Source organism: Gymnodinialimonas phycosphaerae (assembly GCF_019195455.1).
In the GTDB taxonomy this organism is placed as follows: domain Bacteria; phylum Pseudomonadota; class Alphaproteobacteria; order Rhodobacterales; family Rhodobacteraceae; genus Gymnodinialimonas; species Gymnodinialimonas phycosphaerae.
Genome location: NZ_JAIMBW010000001.1, coordinates 2,253,814 through 2,268,292, shown reverse-complemented (window position 1 = coordinate 2,268,292; position 14,479 = coordinate 2,253,814). Strand labels below are relative to the sequence as shown.

Sequence of the window (14,479 nt, the reverse complement as noted above, 5' to 3'; positions counted from 1 at the left end):
GGGGGGTCCTTCACTTTCCCCACCGCATAGGCCGCGCGATCACCGACAACAAGAGGATGCAGCACGCGGCTATACCTGACTGGGAAGCCAGAGCACGATCCATGGGAACGTTACCAATAGCGCGATGGTGATGGCATCGGCGATGAAGAACGGTGTGACGCCTCGGAACACGTCTTGCACCGTCAGGTCATCGCGCACGCCTGCAACGACGAAGCAATTGAGGCCGATGGGCGGCGTGATCAGGCAGAACTCGGCCATTTTGACCACCAGGATCCCGAACCAGATCGCACACATCGGCCCGGACATGCCAAAGGTGCTGTCGGCGGCGGAGACGTCGATCCCCCCGTTAAGCGCCATGACGGCGGGGAAGACGACGGGCAGGGTCAACAGCAGCATACCGATGGCGTCCATGAACATGCCCAGGACGGCATAGGCGAGAAGAATGCACACGAGGATCAGCATCGGGGACACCGTCAAGCTGGTGATCCAGTCGGAGAAGGCGGCAGGAAGTTCGGCAAAGCCAAGGAACCGGACATAGATCAGCACGCCCCAGATGATCGTGAAGATCATCACCGACAGTTTCGCCGTCTCAATCAGCGCGTCGCGGAATTCGGGCCAGCGCATGCCGCGCACCAGCGCCATGAGAAAGACGATGAAAGCGCCGATCGCCCCACCCTCGGTGGGTGTGCCCCAGCTGTCGCCACCGAAGGGGATGTTGATCGTGCGCCCCGCGATTGTCGCCTCGGCGGGGATCGGGTTGTAGACGAAGAAGAGGATGATCACGACAACCGCCACAATCGGTAGCGCGGGCAGCAGTGCGCTGAACCTTTCGCCCCAGGTGAAGCCCTTTACGGGCGGGCCGAAGTTCTTGATCGAAAGCGCGAGGCCGATGATGATCAACCCATAGATCAGGGCCGAAAAGGCGCCTGGAATGAAGCCTGCCAGCAACAGCATCCCCACGTCCTGCTCCACGATGATGGCGTAGATCACGAGGATGGCCGAGGGCGGGATCAGCGAAGCCAGCGTGCCGCCCGCCGCGACGACGCCTGCCGCGAAGCGCTTGTCGTAGCCGATCTTCAACATCTCGGGGATGGCGATGCGGGCGAAGACGGCGGAGGTGGCGACTGAGGCGCCCGAGACGGCAGCAAAGCCCGCCGTTGCGAAGACGGTAGAGACGGCAAGCCCCCCCGGCACCCAGGCGATCCAGCGTTTTGCAGCCTCGAACAGGGCCTTGGTCAGGCCGGCGTAGTAGGCCATGTAGCCGATAAGGATAAACGTGGGGATCAGGGACAGGGCCTGACTGGCCACCTTGGCGTGGGGCACCTGGCCCGCCGTCTGCACGGCTACGCCTACGGCCCATCCCAAGTCATCTGCGCCGAAATCGCGCCGCATCCAGAAGATCCAGATCAGGCCGATAAGCCCTGCCATGCCCGCCGCAAAGGCCACGCGCATGCCAAGGATGACGAATACCAGCAAGCCGCCGGTTACGTAGAGGCCAATCGTAATTGGTTCCATGGGGCGGGTCCTTAAGCGTCTTCGCGACCGGAGACCTGACGGGCCTCCATCGCGGCTTGGGTGGCGACATCTGCAACAAGGGGCACGGCGACGGGGCGATCCGAATTGCGCGCGAACGCCAACCCATAGGCCCAGAGCTGCACGATCAGGCGCAGGTTCAGGATCGTCAGCGCAAACGGCACGACCAGTTTCGCGGGCCAGATCGGCAGCCCGATATCCATGGAGCTGTCGCGCGACCACATCGGTTGGCCGAACTCAAAACTGCGATCAAAATGGGTCCAGCTGCCATAAAGCAGCATTATTGCGAAGATGAAGATCGCCAGCGTGGTAAAGAATTCGGCCGCCCAGAGCGCGCGGCCCTTGATCATTCCGACAAGGATATCCATGCGGATGTGGCCGCCTTCGCGACAGACGTAGGATACACCAAGGATGGCGATCACGGGCATCAATTGCTCGATCCAATCGACATAGCCGGGCAGGGGCGTGTTGAAGAAATTGCGTCCACCCACCGAGAAGACGGCCAGAAGCATCAGGGCAAAGACGGTGAGCCCGCCGATGATGATGGTGACGTATTCCACCTTGTTCAGCGCGCGGTCGACGCGGCTGACAAGGCTGTCGTCGGTTTTGACGAGGGAACCCACAGCCATGGGGGACCTCCTGTAAGATCGGGGAAAGACCCTGCGCGCAGATTGGCCACGCGCAGGGAAGAAAGATCGGCGCGGAAGACCTGGCCCGCGCCGGTGATTTGCCTTAGTTGCCTTCGGCGATCATGCCGGTCACGAAGTCATACAACTCTTGCGCGGGCAAACCGCGGGCGGTGTTGTCTTCGATCCACGCAGCCGCGGCTGGGTCGGCAGCGGCCTCGCGAAAGGCTGCGATCTCTGCTTCGGGGAAGGTGACTTGCGTGATGTCACGCTCTTCCAGGGCCGGGCCCCAAGCTGCCATCGTCTGCTCATTGTAGTAGGTGACGTAGTGGTCCAATGCCTCATCGACGGCGCCCAACAGGACTTCCCGCTCTTCATCGGACAGGCTGGCCAGCGCGTCCGAGTTCACGACGACCGGGCAGTTCACGGTGCCAGGGTTCAGGTTCGTGGTCCACCATGTCGCGTTCTCGATTGTGCCAAAGGACATGTGCGCGTGGGGCGCGAAGCTGACGGCGCGCACGACACCGGAGTCCATTGCCTGGCGCACCTCGGTGGCGGACATGGAGGTCGGCACGGCGCCGACCGTTGACATTGCCGCCCCGATACCGCCGGTGGCGCGCACGGTCAGGCCTTCAAAATCCGCCAGAGACGTAGGCGCATCGCCCACACCTACAAGGTTGTATTGGGGCAGGGGCGAGGGCATCAGCAGCGTGGCGTTCCAGCGTTCAAGGTCCGCGACGGCGGCGGGGTGCTGGTAAAGCGCCATCGACAGGGCCACTTCCTGCTCCAGCGAGGTCACGCCCAGAAACGGCAGTTCCAGCACGGTGATGGAGGGATTCTTGTCTGCATGATATCCCGCGCAGAACTGCGCCATCTCGAAAGCACCGATGGAAATCCCGTCAAGGTTTTCGCGGTTCGACGACAGCCCGCCGTAGCTGATGTTGAGGGTAAATTCGCCATTGGTGCGCTCGGACACCAGTTCTGCCAGACGCTCCACATGCTCGGTGAAGGCGCGACGTTGACCCCAGAGGGACACGTTCCATTCGGTCGCCATGGCCTCAGAGCCGATGGTGAGCGCTAAGGTCGCAAGCGCGGTACGGGTAAGAAGTTTCTGCATGATATCCTCCCAAAGTTACATGCGGTCTGTTTATCGGGGCAGTATTGCGGGCCGAGGTGCGCTTGTTAATGAGAAAATCCGCTTGATCGGGCGCTTGGCTTTGCGGAAATCCGCAGAGGTGCCCGGAATGGCCCTGAAGAAAGGTCGCTACAAAAGGCCGTCCTTGTCGAGGCCCAGTTTCACGATCTTCTCGTTCAGCGTGCGACGCCCGATCCCGAGGGCCTCGGCAACCGCATCCATGCGGCCCTTTTGGGCGGTGATCGCCTGACCGATCAGTTCACGCTCAAACGCGGCGATGGCGGCGCGGAGGGTTTCGGGGGCATCATCATGGGCTTGGCCTGGCGCGATCGCTTCGGCCATGGAGCCGCCGCCGCGTCGTGCGGCAAGCAGGCGACGCTCGGCCACCGAGCGCAACTCGCGGACGTTGCCGGGCCAGTCGTGGCTCATCAGGGCAGAAAGGTCATCGGGGCTGAGGGGCGGGCGCGCGACCTCGTAGACGGCGGCGAGATTGTCCATGAAATGCGTCACCAGCACGCTCAGATCCTCGCGCCGGGCGCGAAGTGGCGGTAGCTCAAGCGTAAAGGTGTTCAGGCGATAGAGCAGGTCTTCGCGGAAGCGGCCTTCGGCGATGGCGGCCGTCATGTCTTCGTTCGTGGCCGAGATCAGGCGGATGCCGAACCTGCGCGACGTCGTTTCGCCCAGGCGTTGCAGGCAGCCTTCCTCCAGCACCCGCAGAAAGCGAGATTGCACTTCCGGCGGGCAGGCGCAGACCTCATCCAGAAACAGCGTGCCACCATCGGCGCGCAGGATGTGGCCGTCGGCCCCGTCGGCGGTGCCGAACATCTCGGCCTCGAACCGCTCGGAGGTCAGCAGCGCACAATTGACCGCCACGTATGGGCGGTCCGCCAAGGGGCCGAGGTCATGGATCGCCCGGGCCACAAGGTCTTTGCCGGTGCCCGTCTCACCCAGCAGCAAGACCGGTGCGCGGGCCTCGGCCAACGACAACACATCGCGTCGCACCTGGCGCACCGGGGGCGCGTCACCGATCAGGATGCGGTCCAGGCCCGATAACGCCAGCAGCCGCGCCCGCAGGCGGTCGTTGTCTGCGCGCATCCGCGACTGTTCCGCCGCGTGGTGCAGAATGTGCAGCAACCTTCGCGGGTCGTAGGGTTTTTCGACGAAGGAATAGGCGCCCGCCTGCATCGCCTCCACCGCCATCGGAATGTCGCCATGGGCCGAGATCAGGACCACGGGCGGGGCGGAGGCGGGATCAAGACTGCGCAGGAAATCGAGGCCGGATTGCCCGGGCATGCGCACGTCCGACAGGATCACATCGGCGTTGAATGTCGCCAGCGTCGCCTCGGCCCGATCCGCGCGCGACAGCGCCTCCACCCGCCAGCCCGCGGCCTCCAACAAATCCAACAGCGATTGTCGCATGGCGCGATCATCTTCGACAATCAGAACGCGCAGGGGGGCCTCCGTCGTCATTGCGCGGCCACGTCCTGTTGCGTGCCCAGGGGCAGGACCATGCGGAAGACGGTGCCGCCAGCGACCCCGTCGCGCGCATCAAGGTGGCCACCGTGATCGGCAAGAATACCGGTGGAAATCGCCAGCCCCAAGCCCATGCCCTGACCACTTTCACGGGTGGTGTAGAATGGCTCACTCAGTTGCGCGAGGCTGGCCTCTCCGAGCCCATGGCCCTGGTCGGCCACATCGACCCAGACCCCGCCATCTTCCACCCCCAACCGAACGGTCAGGCGGCGGTCCTGCGCATCTTCCATCGCGTCAATGCCGTTGCGGAACAGGTTCGTCAGCACTTGTTCCAGCCGCAGGCGTGAGCCCCGGGCAAGCACCGGATACGCGGGGGCGACGTAGTCAATTTCCACATCCGCGACATCGGCGGAAGGACGGACAAGCGCCACGACGGCGGCCACGCACTCGCGCAGATCCACCTGCTCGAAAGGCTCGGTGTCGGACCGGGCGAAGAACTTGAGCTGTCGGGTAATGCCCTCCATCCGGTCCACGAGGTCTCCCATGAAACGGGTCAGCCGGGTGTCGCCGTGGCGGGTGATCTCATGGGCCGTAAGGTGATTGCGCATGGCCGCAATGGGTTGGCCCAACTCGTGGGTGACAGAGGCCGCAAGTTGCCCCAACGCGGCCAGCCGCGATGCGCGCTCCAACTCTTCCTTGGTCTCTCGCAGGCGACGTTCGGCCCGGCGACGGTCTTCGATTTCTGTGGCGAGACGCTCGTTTGCCTGACGCAGGTCCGCCTCTTCGGCCTCGGATCGGCGCAAGGCCGCGCCAAGGCGCCGGGCGCGTTGCAGCTGCGCGACGATCAATCCAAGGGCCGCCAGGACCAGCACGGCCCCGGCGGCCAGCGACGCGCGGGTCACCACCGCCTCGTCGGAGGCCAGATAGTGAAGCTGCCAGCCGAACGGAAGATCCTCCGTCGCCACGTGCAGGCGCTCGGCGCCCAGGATGGTGGCGCGGTCACCGGACACGTCCCAATCCAGCAGGTCGAGCGGTTGACCGGTGAATTGCCGCGCCTGTTGGATCACGTGGCGGTCGGCCTCGGTCAGGGGCGCAAACGTCCTGTAGCGCCACGCGGGATCGGAGGCCAGAAGCACAACGCCCTGCGCGTCGGCCAGCATGACCTCCTCCCCGGCATCGCGCCACGACGCCTCGAACGGCAGAAGATTGATCTTGATCGCCACGACGCCGATCACCCGCCCCCCTGCGTCGCGTACCGGATCGGCGATGAAATAGCCCGGAAGCCCCGTCGTCGCGCCGATGCCGTAGAAGCGCCCCGTTTCGCCATCAAGGGCCGCCTGAAAATACGGGCGAAAGGCATAGGTTTGCCCGACGAAGGTTCCCTCGGTGCCGGCATTGGAGGCCGCGGTCGTCAGGCCGTCGACGTCCATCAGGAAAATCGCATCAAGGCCGGCCGCCTGTGCAAAGTCCATCAGGCGCGTATTCAGAAGATCATTCGCCCCGTCTTCAAGCGCCGCGATCACGTAGGGATCGACGGACAGGACCTGCGTCAAGTGCTCGAACCGCTCAACCTCTGCCAACACCGTGCTGCGATAGAGGGACAGGCGGCCGCCCGCGCGCTGCAATTCCTCGGATTGGAAGTACCGGTAAGAGGCGAACCAGACCGCCGCCGTAAGCGACAGGATCGCCGCGGCAAGCAGCGCCCAAAGGCTCCAGTTGCGATGCGGTCGGCGGTGCAGGGCCTGTGGGGGTGCGCTCATGGGGGCAGGAAGCCACATCAATTGCGCCGCCGCAACAGGGCTTGGGTCAGGGTCCCTCGGGGAAGGCCAACGTGATCGTGGTGCCCGACGGGCTCGACGTGACCTTAAGCCGGGCCCCCAGGGCCTCCGCCCGGCGCTTCATGTGGGAGATGCCATGCCCGCTTCCCGCAGTCCGTGCGGCGGCGGCATCAAACCCTCGGCCATTGTCACTGATCGAGATAGAGCGCACATCCGTCGCGACCCGGATCACGCTGGCATCACCCAGTACAGGGGCAGGCTGCGCGGCGTGTTTGGCATGGCCGTGATGATCAGGCTGTAGACGCCAAGTGTCACGGCGACGGAAATGCAGGTGAAAAACACCGGGAAGTCGGGCCCCGGAAGATCGGTGCGCCGCATCCAGAGGATCACCAGGACCGCTACGGCCGAGGGCGCGCTTAGCGTGTTGACCGTCAGGGAAATCAGGAAGGTATAGCCGCCGGGCAGAACCAGTACCGCCGAAAGGCACGCGACGATCATGCTCAGGTGGATCTTTTCCAGCACCAGAACGGGGAGGGACAGGAGATGGCGCAGGAACTTCAGGATCGCAAAGACATAGACGGCGGCCGAAAAGGTCCAGACGATTGCCTAGATCGTGTAGGGTCCGAAAGAGGTTCCGTCCGCGTAGTGTGTCACAATGGACAGTGCGCTGAGGCAGGAGGCAGCAAGCCAGAAGTAGTGCAATTCGGCCCGGCGGTTTCACCAGATCAACAACAACGCCGCTGCCAGAACGCCCATAAGTCCCATGGAAAAGCGGCCTATTCCCAGCCCGAGGTTGAGCCGCGTCGAATAGGCTTGCGCCAGAAGTGCATGGGGGCCGATGTGAAATTGCCAAAGCTCCAGCCCCTCGGACGCGGGGCCTTGAAGCGTAAGGGCGACGGTGTTCTCGCCGTTGCGCAGAAGCGCAGGCGGGACCGAGATCAGAAGGGGCGTGTTCCACAATCGGACGTCCGCGGGCAGCACGAAAAGCGTCTCTCCATTGAGCGCGACGGTAATGCTATCCGCGAACTTCGGAAAATAGAGCGCCTGTACCGCCTCTGGGATCGTGTCGAAGGTGACGCGCGCAACAAGCGTGCGTGTCAGGTTGCGATCTTCAGGCTCACGGGTGGAATGGTAGGGCAGGGGCGTGTCGGTGCAGGTGCTGGGGTGCGCACGGTCCGCGCAAAGCGCCATGGATTCGATGAAACGCGCGCCCTCGATAGGTGATATTCGGCCAATGTTGAGCGCATAGATTAGCCCCGTCAGCAAAGCCACCCAGAGCGTCATCGTGACCGAGATCCACGCCAGGCGACCGCTCACAGCATGCCAGCCCGGGAGGCAATGGCGACAGCCTCGATGTTGGAGGAGACCTCCAACTTGCGATAGATGCTGGTGATGTGATTGCCCACGGTGCCAGCCGAAATCCCCAGTTGCGCGGCGATCTCATGACGTTTGTAGCCGCGTGCGACGGAACGAAGGATTTCTGTATCGCGGTTGGTCATACCAGAGGCCCCTTCAGGGGCAGGGGCGTCACGGGGATCGTTGAGCAGCGACAGAAGGTGCGCGCGATGGCGGGGCTGATCGGGCTGCCGACATCCAGGACCGATTAGATGTCCTCTCCGATATGCGCAAGATGGCCGCCTTTCAGCAGGTAGCCCTTGGCGCCCGCGCGGATCGCCTCGATCACCCGCGCCTTATCTCCGAAAATCGAGATCACCAGCGCGTCCACACGCCAATCAGCTTGCGCCGCCGCGCGAATGGCGTCCACGCCGTTGCCACCGGGCAGGCCGATATCAACCAACAGGATGCGGGGGCGCATTTCAAACAACAACTGCAAGCCCCGGTCGAGGGTTCCGGCAACGACCGCCACGGTGATGCCGTCGGTCGCCGCCACGCCAGCGCAAAGGTTGTCTGCGATATCCGGGCGGTCCTCAATGATCAGCACGGTGTGATCAATCAGGGCGCGGGCTTTCTTGCAGGCTGTGACGTTACCTTACCCAGTCGCAGCAATCGGGCAACATATGTGAATCCACTCATAGGCACAGGGCGCGGAGTTGACGTAAGGTTATCGCTATTGGGGAAGTCAAAACATTCAATCACCAAACCGCACGCCAGCGTTTTCAATCATGTCATTGAAAGGAATGAGGCGGCGCACGTCGAGTGAAAGGGCAATTGCCGCCTGAACGTTTGCCGCCTGCATTCTTGCGCCTTGAGCCGGCGCGTATCATCTCAGGCCTGTTCTTGGCGATGAAAAAGGCTCTAGTGTTGTCTGAGGCAACCTTTTCTGCACGGACCTAAGCTTATGAATGCCATGGATCACAAGAGGCAGGTCGCAGACCTGTCCCCCAGGCACAGACCATGAGTACGTTTGACCTTGGCGCTCACACGCGGCCCGTCTCGACCACTTCGGCCCAGGCGCAGCGGTGGTTCGACCTCGGCCTCAACTGGTGCTACGGCTTCAACCACGAAGAAGGCGTTGCGTGCTTCCACAAGGCGCTGGAGCATGACCCAGCCTGCATGATGGCCCACTGGGGCATCGCCTACGGGACCGGGCCCTTCTACAACAACGTCTGGCGCCAGTTCAGTGCGGCCGAGGCCGATGCAGCCACCCGCACCTGCCACACCCATATCCAGCTTGCACAGGCCTTGGACGCAACCGCGGTAGAGCACGCCTTGGTGACAGCGCTGGCCAAACGGTTTCAACTCCCCCATGGCGTCTCGGGCGACACGTTCGATCGATGGGATGATGACTACGCGGACGCGATGCGACAAGTGCGCACCGCCTATCCTGACGATGATGACGTCGCCGCCCTGACCGCCGAGGCGCTGATGACCCGTAGCGCGTGGAAGCTGTGGGACGTGCGCAGCGGTCTGCCCGCGCCGGGCTCTGACGTGGTGGAGGCGCTGGGGATCATCGAAAGGTCCATCGCACGCAACGACGCGCGTGGGACGCCGCAGCACCCGGCGATCCTTCACCTGCATATCCACGCGACCGAGATGTCCGCCGCGCCCGAACACGCCTTGCGCTCGGCTGATCTGCTGGGCGACATGTGCCCTGACGCGGGCCATATGAACCACATGCCCGGCCATACCTACGTGCTGTGCGGAGATTATGAGAAGGCCAAGCAGGCCAGTGAAAAGGCGATCCGCGCCGATGACCTCTATGTGGAGCACGCGGGCGCGTTCAATTTCTACACCACCGCGCGGTGCCATGACCTGCACCTGATGATGTATGTCTGCATGTTTCTGGGCCAGTTGGAACCGGCCTTGGCGGCCGCCGACAAGATGTGCGCGACCCTGTCGAAAGACGTGCTGAGCGTGAAGGACCGTCCGCAAATGGCAATCACGATGGAGGGGTATTATTCGATGCGGATGCATGTGCTTGTCCGCTTTGCCCTGTGGCAAGAGATCGTGGATACGCCGGTGCCGGACGATCCGGCGCTTTATTGCGTGTCGACCGCGATGCATCACTACGCCAAGGGCGTGGCCCACGCCGCCTTGGGCAACGCCGCGCAAGCACAGGACGCGCGCGCGGCCTTTCACGCCGCCGTGGCCCGCGTGCCCGCGAACCGACGCTTTTTCAACAACGCCGCGCAATCGATCCTGGCTGTGGGCGAAATGATGATGGAGGGCGAAGTCGCCTATCACGCCGGAGATTACCCCACGGCCTTTGATCACCTGCGCGTGGCCGTGCATCGCAGTGACACCCTGGAATACACCGAGCCCTGGGCCTGGATGCACCCTCCGCGCCACGCCCTCGCGGCTCTGTTGGCCGAGCAGGGGCACCATGCCGAGGCGGAGGATGTCTACCGCACCGACCTTGGCCTCAACGGCAAGCTGCACCGTTGCGCGCAACACCATGACAACGTCTGGGCCCTGCACGGATTGGTCGAATGTCTGCGTCGGCGCGGCGAGACCACCGAGTTGCCCGCGCTGGAGGACAAGCTGGCCCGCGCCATGGCCAAGGCGGATGTCTCGATCACATCGTCTTGTCTGTGCCGCGCCGCCACGCCAGAGTGATGCGCGCCCTAACGAAAGCCGCCCGCGATGATCGCCAGCCTGATGATGTACCAACGGCCCGAACTGGCCGCCGCCCATGATCGGTTGTGGCAGGGTATCAGGGTGCGCTTGCAAGACACCGGGATCGATGCGCCCGAGGCGCTGGACCAGGACGCGGAAGAATTCTCGGTCTGGCGTGACCCGGATCTGATCCTCAGTCAGACCTGCGGTATGCCGTTTCGGCTTTGGTTGCATACCCATGTCGCACTGGTCGGCACCCCGGATTACGGCCTGAAGGGCTGCGCGCCGGGATATTACCGCAGTGCCATCGTGGTGCGCGCCGACGACCCGCGTGGCGACATCGCCGCGTTTCGGGACGCGCGGTTCGCTTACAATCAAACCTTCTCGCAATCCGGATTTGCGGCCGCCTATTGGCACGTGAAACCGATGGGGTTTTTCTTCGAAAACCGCCTGCATACGGGGCAACACCTTGGCTCGGCCCGCGCGGTGGCCGAGGGGCGTGCGGACATCGCCGCCATCGATGCCGTTACATGGCGCAATGCTCAGACGTTTGAACCCTTCGCGGACGGCCTGCGCGTGCTCGACTGGACAGCGCCCACACCGGGCCTGCCGTTGATCACGGCCAAGGGCCGCGACACAGATGTGATGTTCGAGGCGGTGCAGGGGGCCATTGCGGCGCTATCGACAAAAGACACGGCGGCCTTGGGGATCAAGGGCCTCGTTCGCATCCCGAAGAACACCTACCTGAGCGTGCCAAATCCGCCGGACATCGCGCCCTAGCCGCGCCGCAGATGCCCGCTAAAGATCAATCCGCAAGCCGTCGTGACCGATATGAAGCGGCCCGTCATAGATGCCGCGTGCAGCGTCGCGCCAATGGGCTTCCGTGAACGCCGGATCGTTCGAGGGGATCAGGTGAGAGAAGGCAAGAGCGCCCACGCCCGCCTCTGCCGCAATGGCAGCGGCATCCTGCGCGGGCGAATGAACCCGCAAGAGCCGCGCTTTCAATTTTCCGCCTGTGTCGCCCAGTTTCGCCATCAGGGCGGGCAGGGCCTCGACCAGCATCGCCTCGTGCACCAGCAGGTCTGCGCCGCGCGCGAATTCCACCAACGCGGGCAGGGGGGCGGTGTCGCCCGAGCACACAACATGGCTGCGGGGCGTGCGGAACGAATAGGCGAAGCAGTCCGTCATCGGCGGATGTTGCGTGCGCAGGGCGCGGACCTGCAAATCGCCGCGGGTCAGCACCTCGCCCGCGTCCACCGCGTGAATGCGCACCAGATCGCGGATGTCCATGCGGCCATCGTCGGTGATACGCAGGTCGATATCGGCACGCATCGCCTCGACGAAATTGGCCCAATAGGCGGCCAGACCCGCAGGCCCGTAGATGTCGATCAGCTCTTTGCGGCCCGAGGTCCAGGCGGTATGGATCAGCGGCCCCAACTCCAGGTAGTGGTCGGCATGCAGATGGGTGATGAAGATCAGCGACAGGTCGCGCAGGTGCATTCCTTGACCGACCAGCGAATGCGTCACACCCAACCCGCAGTCCACAACAATCGGCTGCCCGTCCAACACATAAAGGTTCGACGTGGGTTTGGACGATCCGGGCCGCGATGACGGCCCGCCCTTTGTCCCCAACAGAACCACATAGTCACGCGTTTGCTTGCTCACAGGGCTGCAAAGCCTTTGTCGAGGGCGCCCAGGATCACGCTCGCATCGTCCTCCGTCAGGATCAGCGGCGGCGACAGGATCAGGTTGGGGCCGGACACGCGCACCATCGCGCCGTTCTGATAGGCCACTTCCTGGACCAACGCGCCAGAGGCCGCGTCGGGGGCCTTGGTGTCCCGGTCGCTGACCATCTCGATCGCGGTCATCAACCCGTGCCCGCCGCGCACATCGCCGATCACATCATACTTCTCCATCAATGCCTTGCAGCCTTCATAAAGCTGCGTGCCGCGGGCGGCGGCGTTGTCGATCACGTTCAGGCGCTGGGTTTCCGCCAGACAGGCCAACGCCGCCGCCGCGCCCACCGGGTGGCCCGAGTAGGTGTAGCCATGGCCGATCTTGGCGGCGGCGTTGTTCTCGAATGTCTCGATCATCTTTTCGCCAAGCATCACTGCTCCGAAGGGAAAGTAGCCGTTGGTGATCGCCTTCGCCGTTGCCATCATGTCGGGCTGGATGCCCCAAAGCCGTGCGCCAGACCACGCGCCGGTGCGCCCGTAGGCGGTGATGACCTCGTCGGTGATCAGCAGGATGCCGTTGCGGTCACAGATATCGCGCACCATTGGTGCGAAGCTTGCGTGGGGCGGGATCACGCCACCGGCGCCCAGGATCGGCTCCATGATCATCGCGGCGATGGTGGTGGGGCCCTGAAACGCGATCTCATCCTCCAACGCCTGCACGCACAGTTGTGCCAGACGCTCCGGGTCGGTCTCGTTTAACGGGTTGCGGTAAGTGTAGGGGGCGGGGATGTGGTAGCAGCCGGGCAAAAGCGGCTCGTAGGCCGTGCGGAAATTGGCGTTTCCGTTGACCGATGCGCCCCCCATGTGGGTGCCGTGATAGCCCTTCTTGAGGGACAGGAATTTCACGCGACCGGGCTCACCGCGCAGCTTGTGGTACTGCCGCGCAAGGCGCAGGGCGGTCTCGACGCTGTCCGACCCACCCGAGGTGAAGAACGCGCGACTAAGTCCGTCAGGGGCGAAGAATTGCGCCAATTCATAGGACAATTCGATCGCGGCGTCGTTCGAGGTGCCCCGGAACGTCGAGTAATACGGCAAGCGGTCCAACTGCGCTGCGATGGCGTCTTTCACTGGCTGGCAGGAATAGCCAAGGTTCACGTTCCAAAGCCCGCCGACAGCATCGACGACCTCATGTCCGTCAATGTCCTTGATCCGCACGCCATGGCCTTCGGTCACGATCTTGGGCGGGCTGTCGATGCTATCTTGCGGTGAGGTCATCGGGTGCCACATGAGACGCCCGTTGTTCTCTTTGAGGAAGTTGGAGTCTTTCATGAAGCTTTATCCAGTATGTTTGCGAGCGTGTGGGACCAGGCGGTCTCGACGCTGTGGGGCACGATGCCGCCCCAATTCTGAGTGATATCTCGGGCTGCCGTGACAAGGCTCTGCTTCACGCGGACGTCCAATTCCGGCGTATAGCGGGTGGCGACGCTGGCGACGGAAACGGCCCCGGCGAAGTGTCCGGTCTGGTCGAATACCGGCGCCGAGATCGAATGGGTGTTTTCCTCGTAGTGGCGATCCGTTTGTGCGAACCCGGTGTCGCGGATCTGCGCGGCCGCCCGTGCCACCTTCTGAGGTGTGGCCAACGTGCTTGCAGTGAATACTTCTAGCGTGTCGTCCAAGCCCTCCAGCAACTCGGGCGGACCGAAGGCCAGGGCGCAGAGGCCCGAGGCCGTGGCATGGAGCGGCAGAACGTCGACATCGATGATCACGCGGGTCGAGTGGTGATGCGATTCGCACGATGCCAACGAATGGAGCGTGGCGCCCGACAGCACCGAGACGTGGCTTGTCTCACCGGTGGCTTCCGCCAGACCCACCAAGGCGGCCTCGGCCGCGGCCTTGCGCGGAACCGTGGCCTCTCGGGTCTGGGCCAACCGCAAGACGGCGGGGCCAAGGCGGTACTGCTTTGTGGCCGGGTTTTGCTCTACGAAACCAACTTCTTCCAGCGCCTGAAGGTGCCGGTATGTCGTGGCCTTGTCGCGGCCTGCAAGCCGGGTCAGGGACGACAGCCCGATCTCGGGCCGCGCCGTCGTGAAGTGCGCCAGTAGTTCCAGGGTCTTCGCCGCAGAGGACATCTCAGACCAACCCTTCCCATCCAATTCCCAAAAAAAGTTTGACAGAGGATATTTCACAAGGCAACCTTTTTTCTGAAATAATGGTTCAATATATGAACCGATCTCAGGGAGA

General features: G+C 63.4%; 15 protein-coding genes. 2 read left to right on the top strand and 13 right to left on the bottom strand.

Features of this window, described 5'->3' with window-relative positions:
* Window positions 1-69: 69 nt before the first annotated feature.
* From KUL25_RS11220 to KUL25_RS11175, 10 genes are all read right to left on the bottom strand, one after another.
* The gene (locus tag KUL25_RS11220) at window positions 70-1,515 is read right to left on the bottom strand and encodes a TRAP transporter large permease (RefSeq protein ID WP_068363546.1); all 1,446 of its coding nucleotides are present in this window, start codon (window positions 1,513-1,515) and stop codon (window positions 70-72) included.
* An 11-nt stretch (window positions 1,516-1,526) separates the two neighbouring features.
* A complete protein-coding gene (locus tag KUL25_RS11215) occupies window positions 1,527-2,162 on the bottom strand; it encodes a TRAP transporter small permease subunit (protein WP_257893016.1) in 636 nt (211 codons plus the stop codon).
* Window positions 2,163-2,265: 103 nt separating this feature from the next.
* Window positions 2,266-3,276 carry a C4-dicarboxylate TRAP transporter substrate-binding protein gene (locus tag KUL25_RS11210; protein ID WP_257893015.1) on the bottom strand — a complete coding sequence of 337 codons (1,011 nt, stop codon included), beginning with the start codon at window positions 3,274-3,276 and terminating at the stop codon, window positions 2,266-2,268.
* A gap of 147 nt (window positions 3,277-3,423) precedes the next feature.
* The gene (locus KUL25_RS11205; protein WP_257893014.1) at window positions 3,424-4,764 is read right to left on the bottom strand and encodes a sigma-54-dependent transcriptional regulator; all 1,341 of its coding nucleotides are present in this window, start codon (window positions 4,762-4,764) and stop codon (window positions 3,424-3,426) included.
* Window positions 4,761-6,527: a sensor histidine kinase gene (locus KUL25_RS11200; protein WP_257893013.1), complete on the bottom strand. Its 1,767-nt coding sequence runs from the start codon at window positions 6,525-6,527 to the stop codon at window positions 4,761-4,763. Before KUL25_RS11200 ends, KUL25_RS11205 begins: the two co-directional genes overlap by 4 nt.
* A 46-nt stretch (window positions 6,528-6,573) precedes the next feature.
* Window positions 6,574-6,777 carry an ATP-binding protein gene (locus KUL25_RS11195; protein ID WP_257893012.1) on the bottom strand — a complete coding sequence of 68 codons (204 nt, stop codon included), beginning with the start codon at window positions 6,775-6,777 and terminating at the stop codon, window positions 6,574-6,576.
* Window positions 6,774-7,043: a hypothetical protein gene (locus KUL25_RS11190; RefSeq protein ID WP_257893011.1), complete on the bottom strand. Its 270-nt coding sequence runs from the start codon at window positions 7,041-7,043 to the stop codon at window positions 6,774-6,776. Before KUL25_RS11190 ends, KUL25_RS11195 begins: the two co-directional genes overlap by 4 nt.
* A gap of 219 nt (window positions 7,044-7,262) precedes the next feature.
* Entirely contained in the window at window positions 7,263-7,862 is a 600-nt protein-coding gene (locus KUL25_RS11185) for a hypothetical protein (protein WP_257893010.1), read from the bottom strand.
* On the bottom strand, window positions 7,859-8,044 hold the full coding sequence (locus KUL25_RS11180) for a response regulator transcription factor (RefSeq protein WP_257893009.1): 186 nt from the start codon (window positions 8,042-8,044) through the stop codon (window positions 7,859-7,861). The genes KUL25_RS11185 and KUL25_RS11180 overlap by 4 nt, the downstream gene beginning before the upstream one ends.
* Before the next feature lie 104 nt (window positions 8,045-8,148).
* Window positions 8,149-8,487 carry a response regulator gene (locus KUL25_RS11175; protein WP_257893008.1) on the bottom strand — a complete coding sequence of 113 codons (339 nt, stop codon included), beginning with the start codon at window positions 8,485-8,487 and terminating at the stop codon, window positions 8,149-8,151.
* A 413-nt stretch (window positions 8,488-8,900) separates the two neighbouring features.
* On the opposite strand from KUL25_RS11175, the gene KUL25_RS11170 reads away from it, so the two are divergent.
* Both KUL25_RS11170 and KUL25_RS11165 read left to right on the top strand, forming a co-directional pair.
* Entirely contained in the window at window positions 8,901-10,562 is a 1,662-nt protein-coding gene (locus KUL25_RS11170) for a hypothetical protein (RefSeq protein ID WP_257893007.1), read from the top strand.
* Window positions 10,563-10,589: 27 nt separating this feature from the next.
* Window positions 10,590-11,342 (top strand): phosphate/phosphite/phosphonate ABC transporter substrate-binding protein, encoded by a 753-nt coding sequence (locus tag KUL25_RS11165; protein ID WP_257893006.1) that lies wholly within the window; start codon window positions 10,590-10,592, stop codon window positions 11,340-11,342.
* An 18-nt stretch (window positions 11,343-11,360) separates the two neighbouring features.
* On the opposite strand, the gene KUL25_RS11160 is transcribed toward KUL25_RS11165, so the two are convergent.
* The 3 genes from KUL25_RS11160 to KUL25_RS11150 are packed head-to-tail and all read right to left on the bottom strand — an operon-like array spanning window position 11,361 to window position 14,367.
* Complete coding sequence (locus tag KUL25_RS11160) at window positions 11,361-12,227, bottom strand: MBL fold metallo-hydrolase (protein WP_257893005.1); 867 nt, start codon at window positions 12,225-12,227, stop codon at window positions 11,361-11,363.
* Window positions 12,224-13,567, bottom strand: coding sequence for an aspartate aminotransferase family protein (locus KUL25_RS11155; protein WP_257893004.1), 1,344 nt, complete (start codon window positions 13,565-13,567; stop codon window positions 12,224-12,226). The genes KUL25_RS11160 and KUL25_RS11155 overlap by 4 nt, the downstream gene beginning before the upstream one ends.
* The gene (locus KUL25_RS11150; RefSeq protein ID WP_257893003.1) at window positions 13,564-14,367 is read right to left on the bottom strand and encodes an IclR family transcriptional regulator; all 804 of its coding nucleotides are present in this window, start codon (window positions 14,365-14,367) and stop codon (window positions 13,564-13,566) included. The genes KUL25_RS11155 and KUL25_RS11150 overlap by 4 nt, the downstream gene beginning before the upstream one ends.
* Between the last annotated feature and the right edge of the window lie 112 nt (window positions 14,368-14,479).

What these genes read in the sequence shown, in the direction of transcription:
- KUL25_RS11220 (WP_068363546.1), bottom strand. Translation starts at nt 1,515, where the DNA reads ATGGAACCAATTACGATTGGCCTCTACGTAACCGGCGGCTTGCTGGTA.
- KUL25_RS11215 (WP_257893016.1), bottom strand. Translation starts at nt 2,162, where the DNA reads ATGGCTGTGGGTTCCCTCGTCAAAACCGACGACAGCCTTGTCAGCCGC.
- KUL25_RS11210 (WP_257893015.1), bottom strand. Translation starts at nt 3,276, where the DNA reads ATGCAGAAACTTCTTACCCGTACCGCGCTTGCGACCTTAGCGCTCACC.
- KUL25_RS11205 (WP_257893014.1), bottom strand. Translation starts at nt 4,764, where the DNA reads ATGACGACGGAGGCCCCCCTGCGCGTTCTGATTGTCGAAGATGATCGC.
- KUL25_RS11200 (WP_257893013.1), bottom strand. Translation starts at nt 6,527, where the DNA reads ATGAGCGCACCCCCACAGGCCCTGCACCGCCGACCGCATCGCAACTGG.
- KUL25_RS11190 (WP_257893011.1), bottom strand. Translation starts at nt 7,043, where the DNA reads ATGATCGTCGCGTGCCTTTCGGCGGTACTGGTTCTGCCCGGCGGCTAT.
- KUL25_RS11180 (WP_257893009.1), bottom strand. Translation starts at nt 8,044, where the DNA reads ATGACCAACCGCGATACAGAAATCCTTCGTTCCGTCGCACGCGGCTAC.
- KUL25_RS11170 (WP_257893007.1), top strand. Translation starts at nt 8,901, where the DNA reads ATGAGTACGTTTGACCTTGGCGCTCACACGCGGCCCGTCTCGACCACT.
- KUL25_RS11165 (WP_257893006.1), top strand. Translation starts at nt 10,590, where the DNA reads ATGATCGCCAGCCTGATGATGTACCAACGGCCCGAACTGGCCGCCGCC.
- KUL25_RS11155 (WP_257893004.1), bottom strand. Translation starts at nt 13,567, where the DNA reads ATGAAAGACTCCAACTTCCTCAAAGAGAACAACGGGCGTCTCATGTGG.
- KUL25_RS11150 (WP_257893003.1), bottom strand. Translation starts at nt 14,367, where the DNA reads ATGTCCTCTGCGGCGAAGACCCTGGAACTACTGGCGCACTTCACGACG.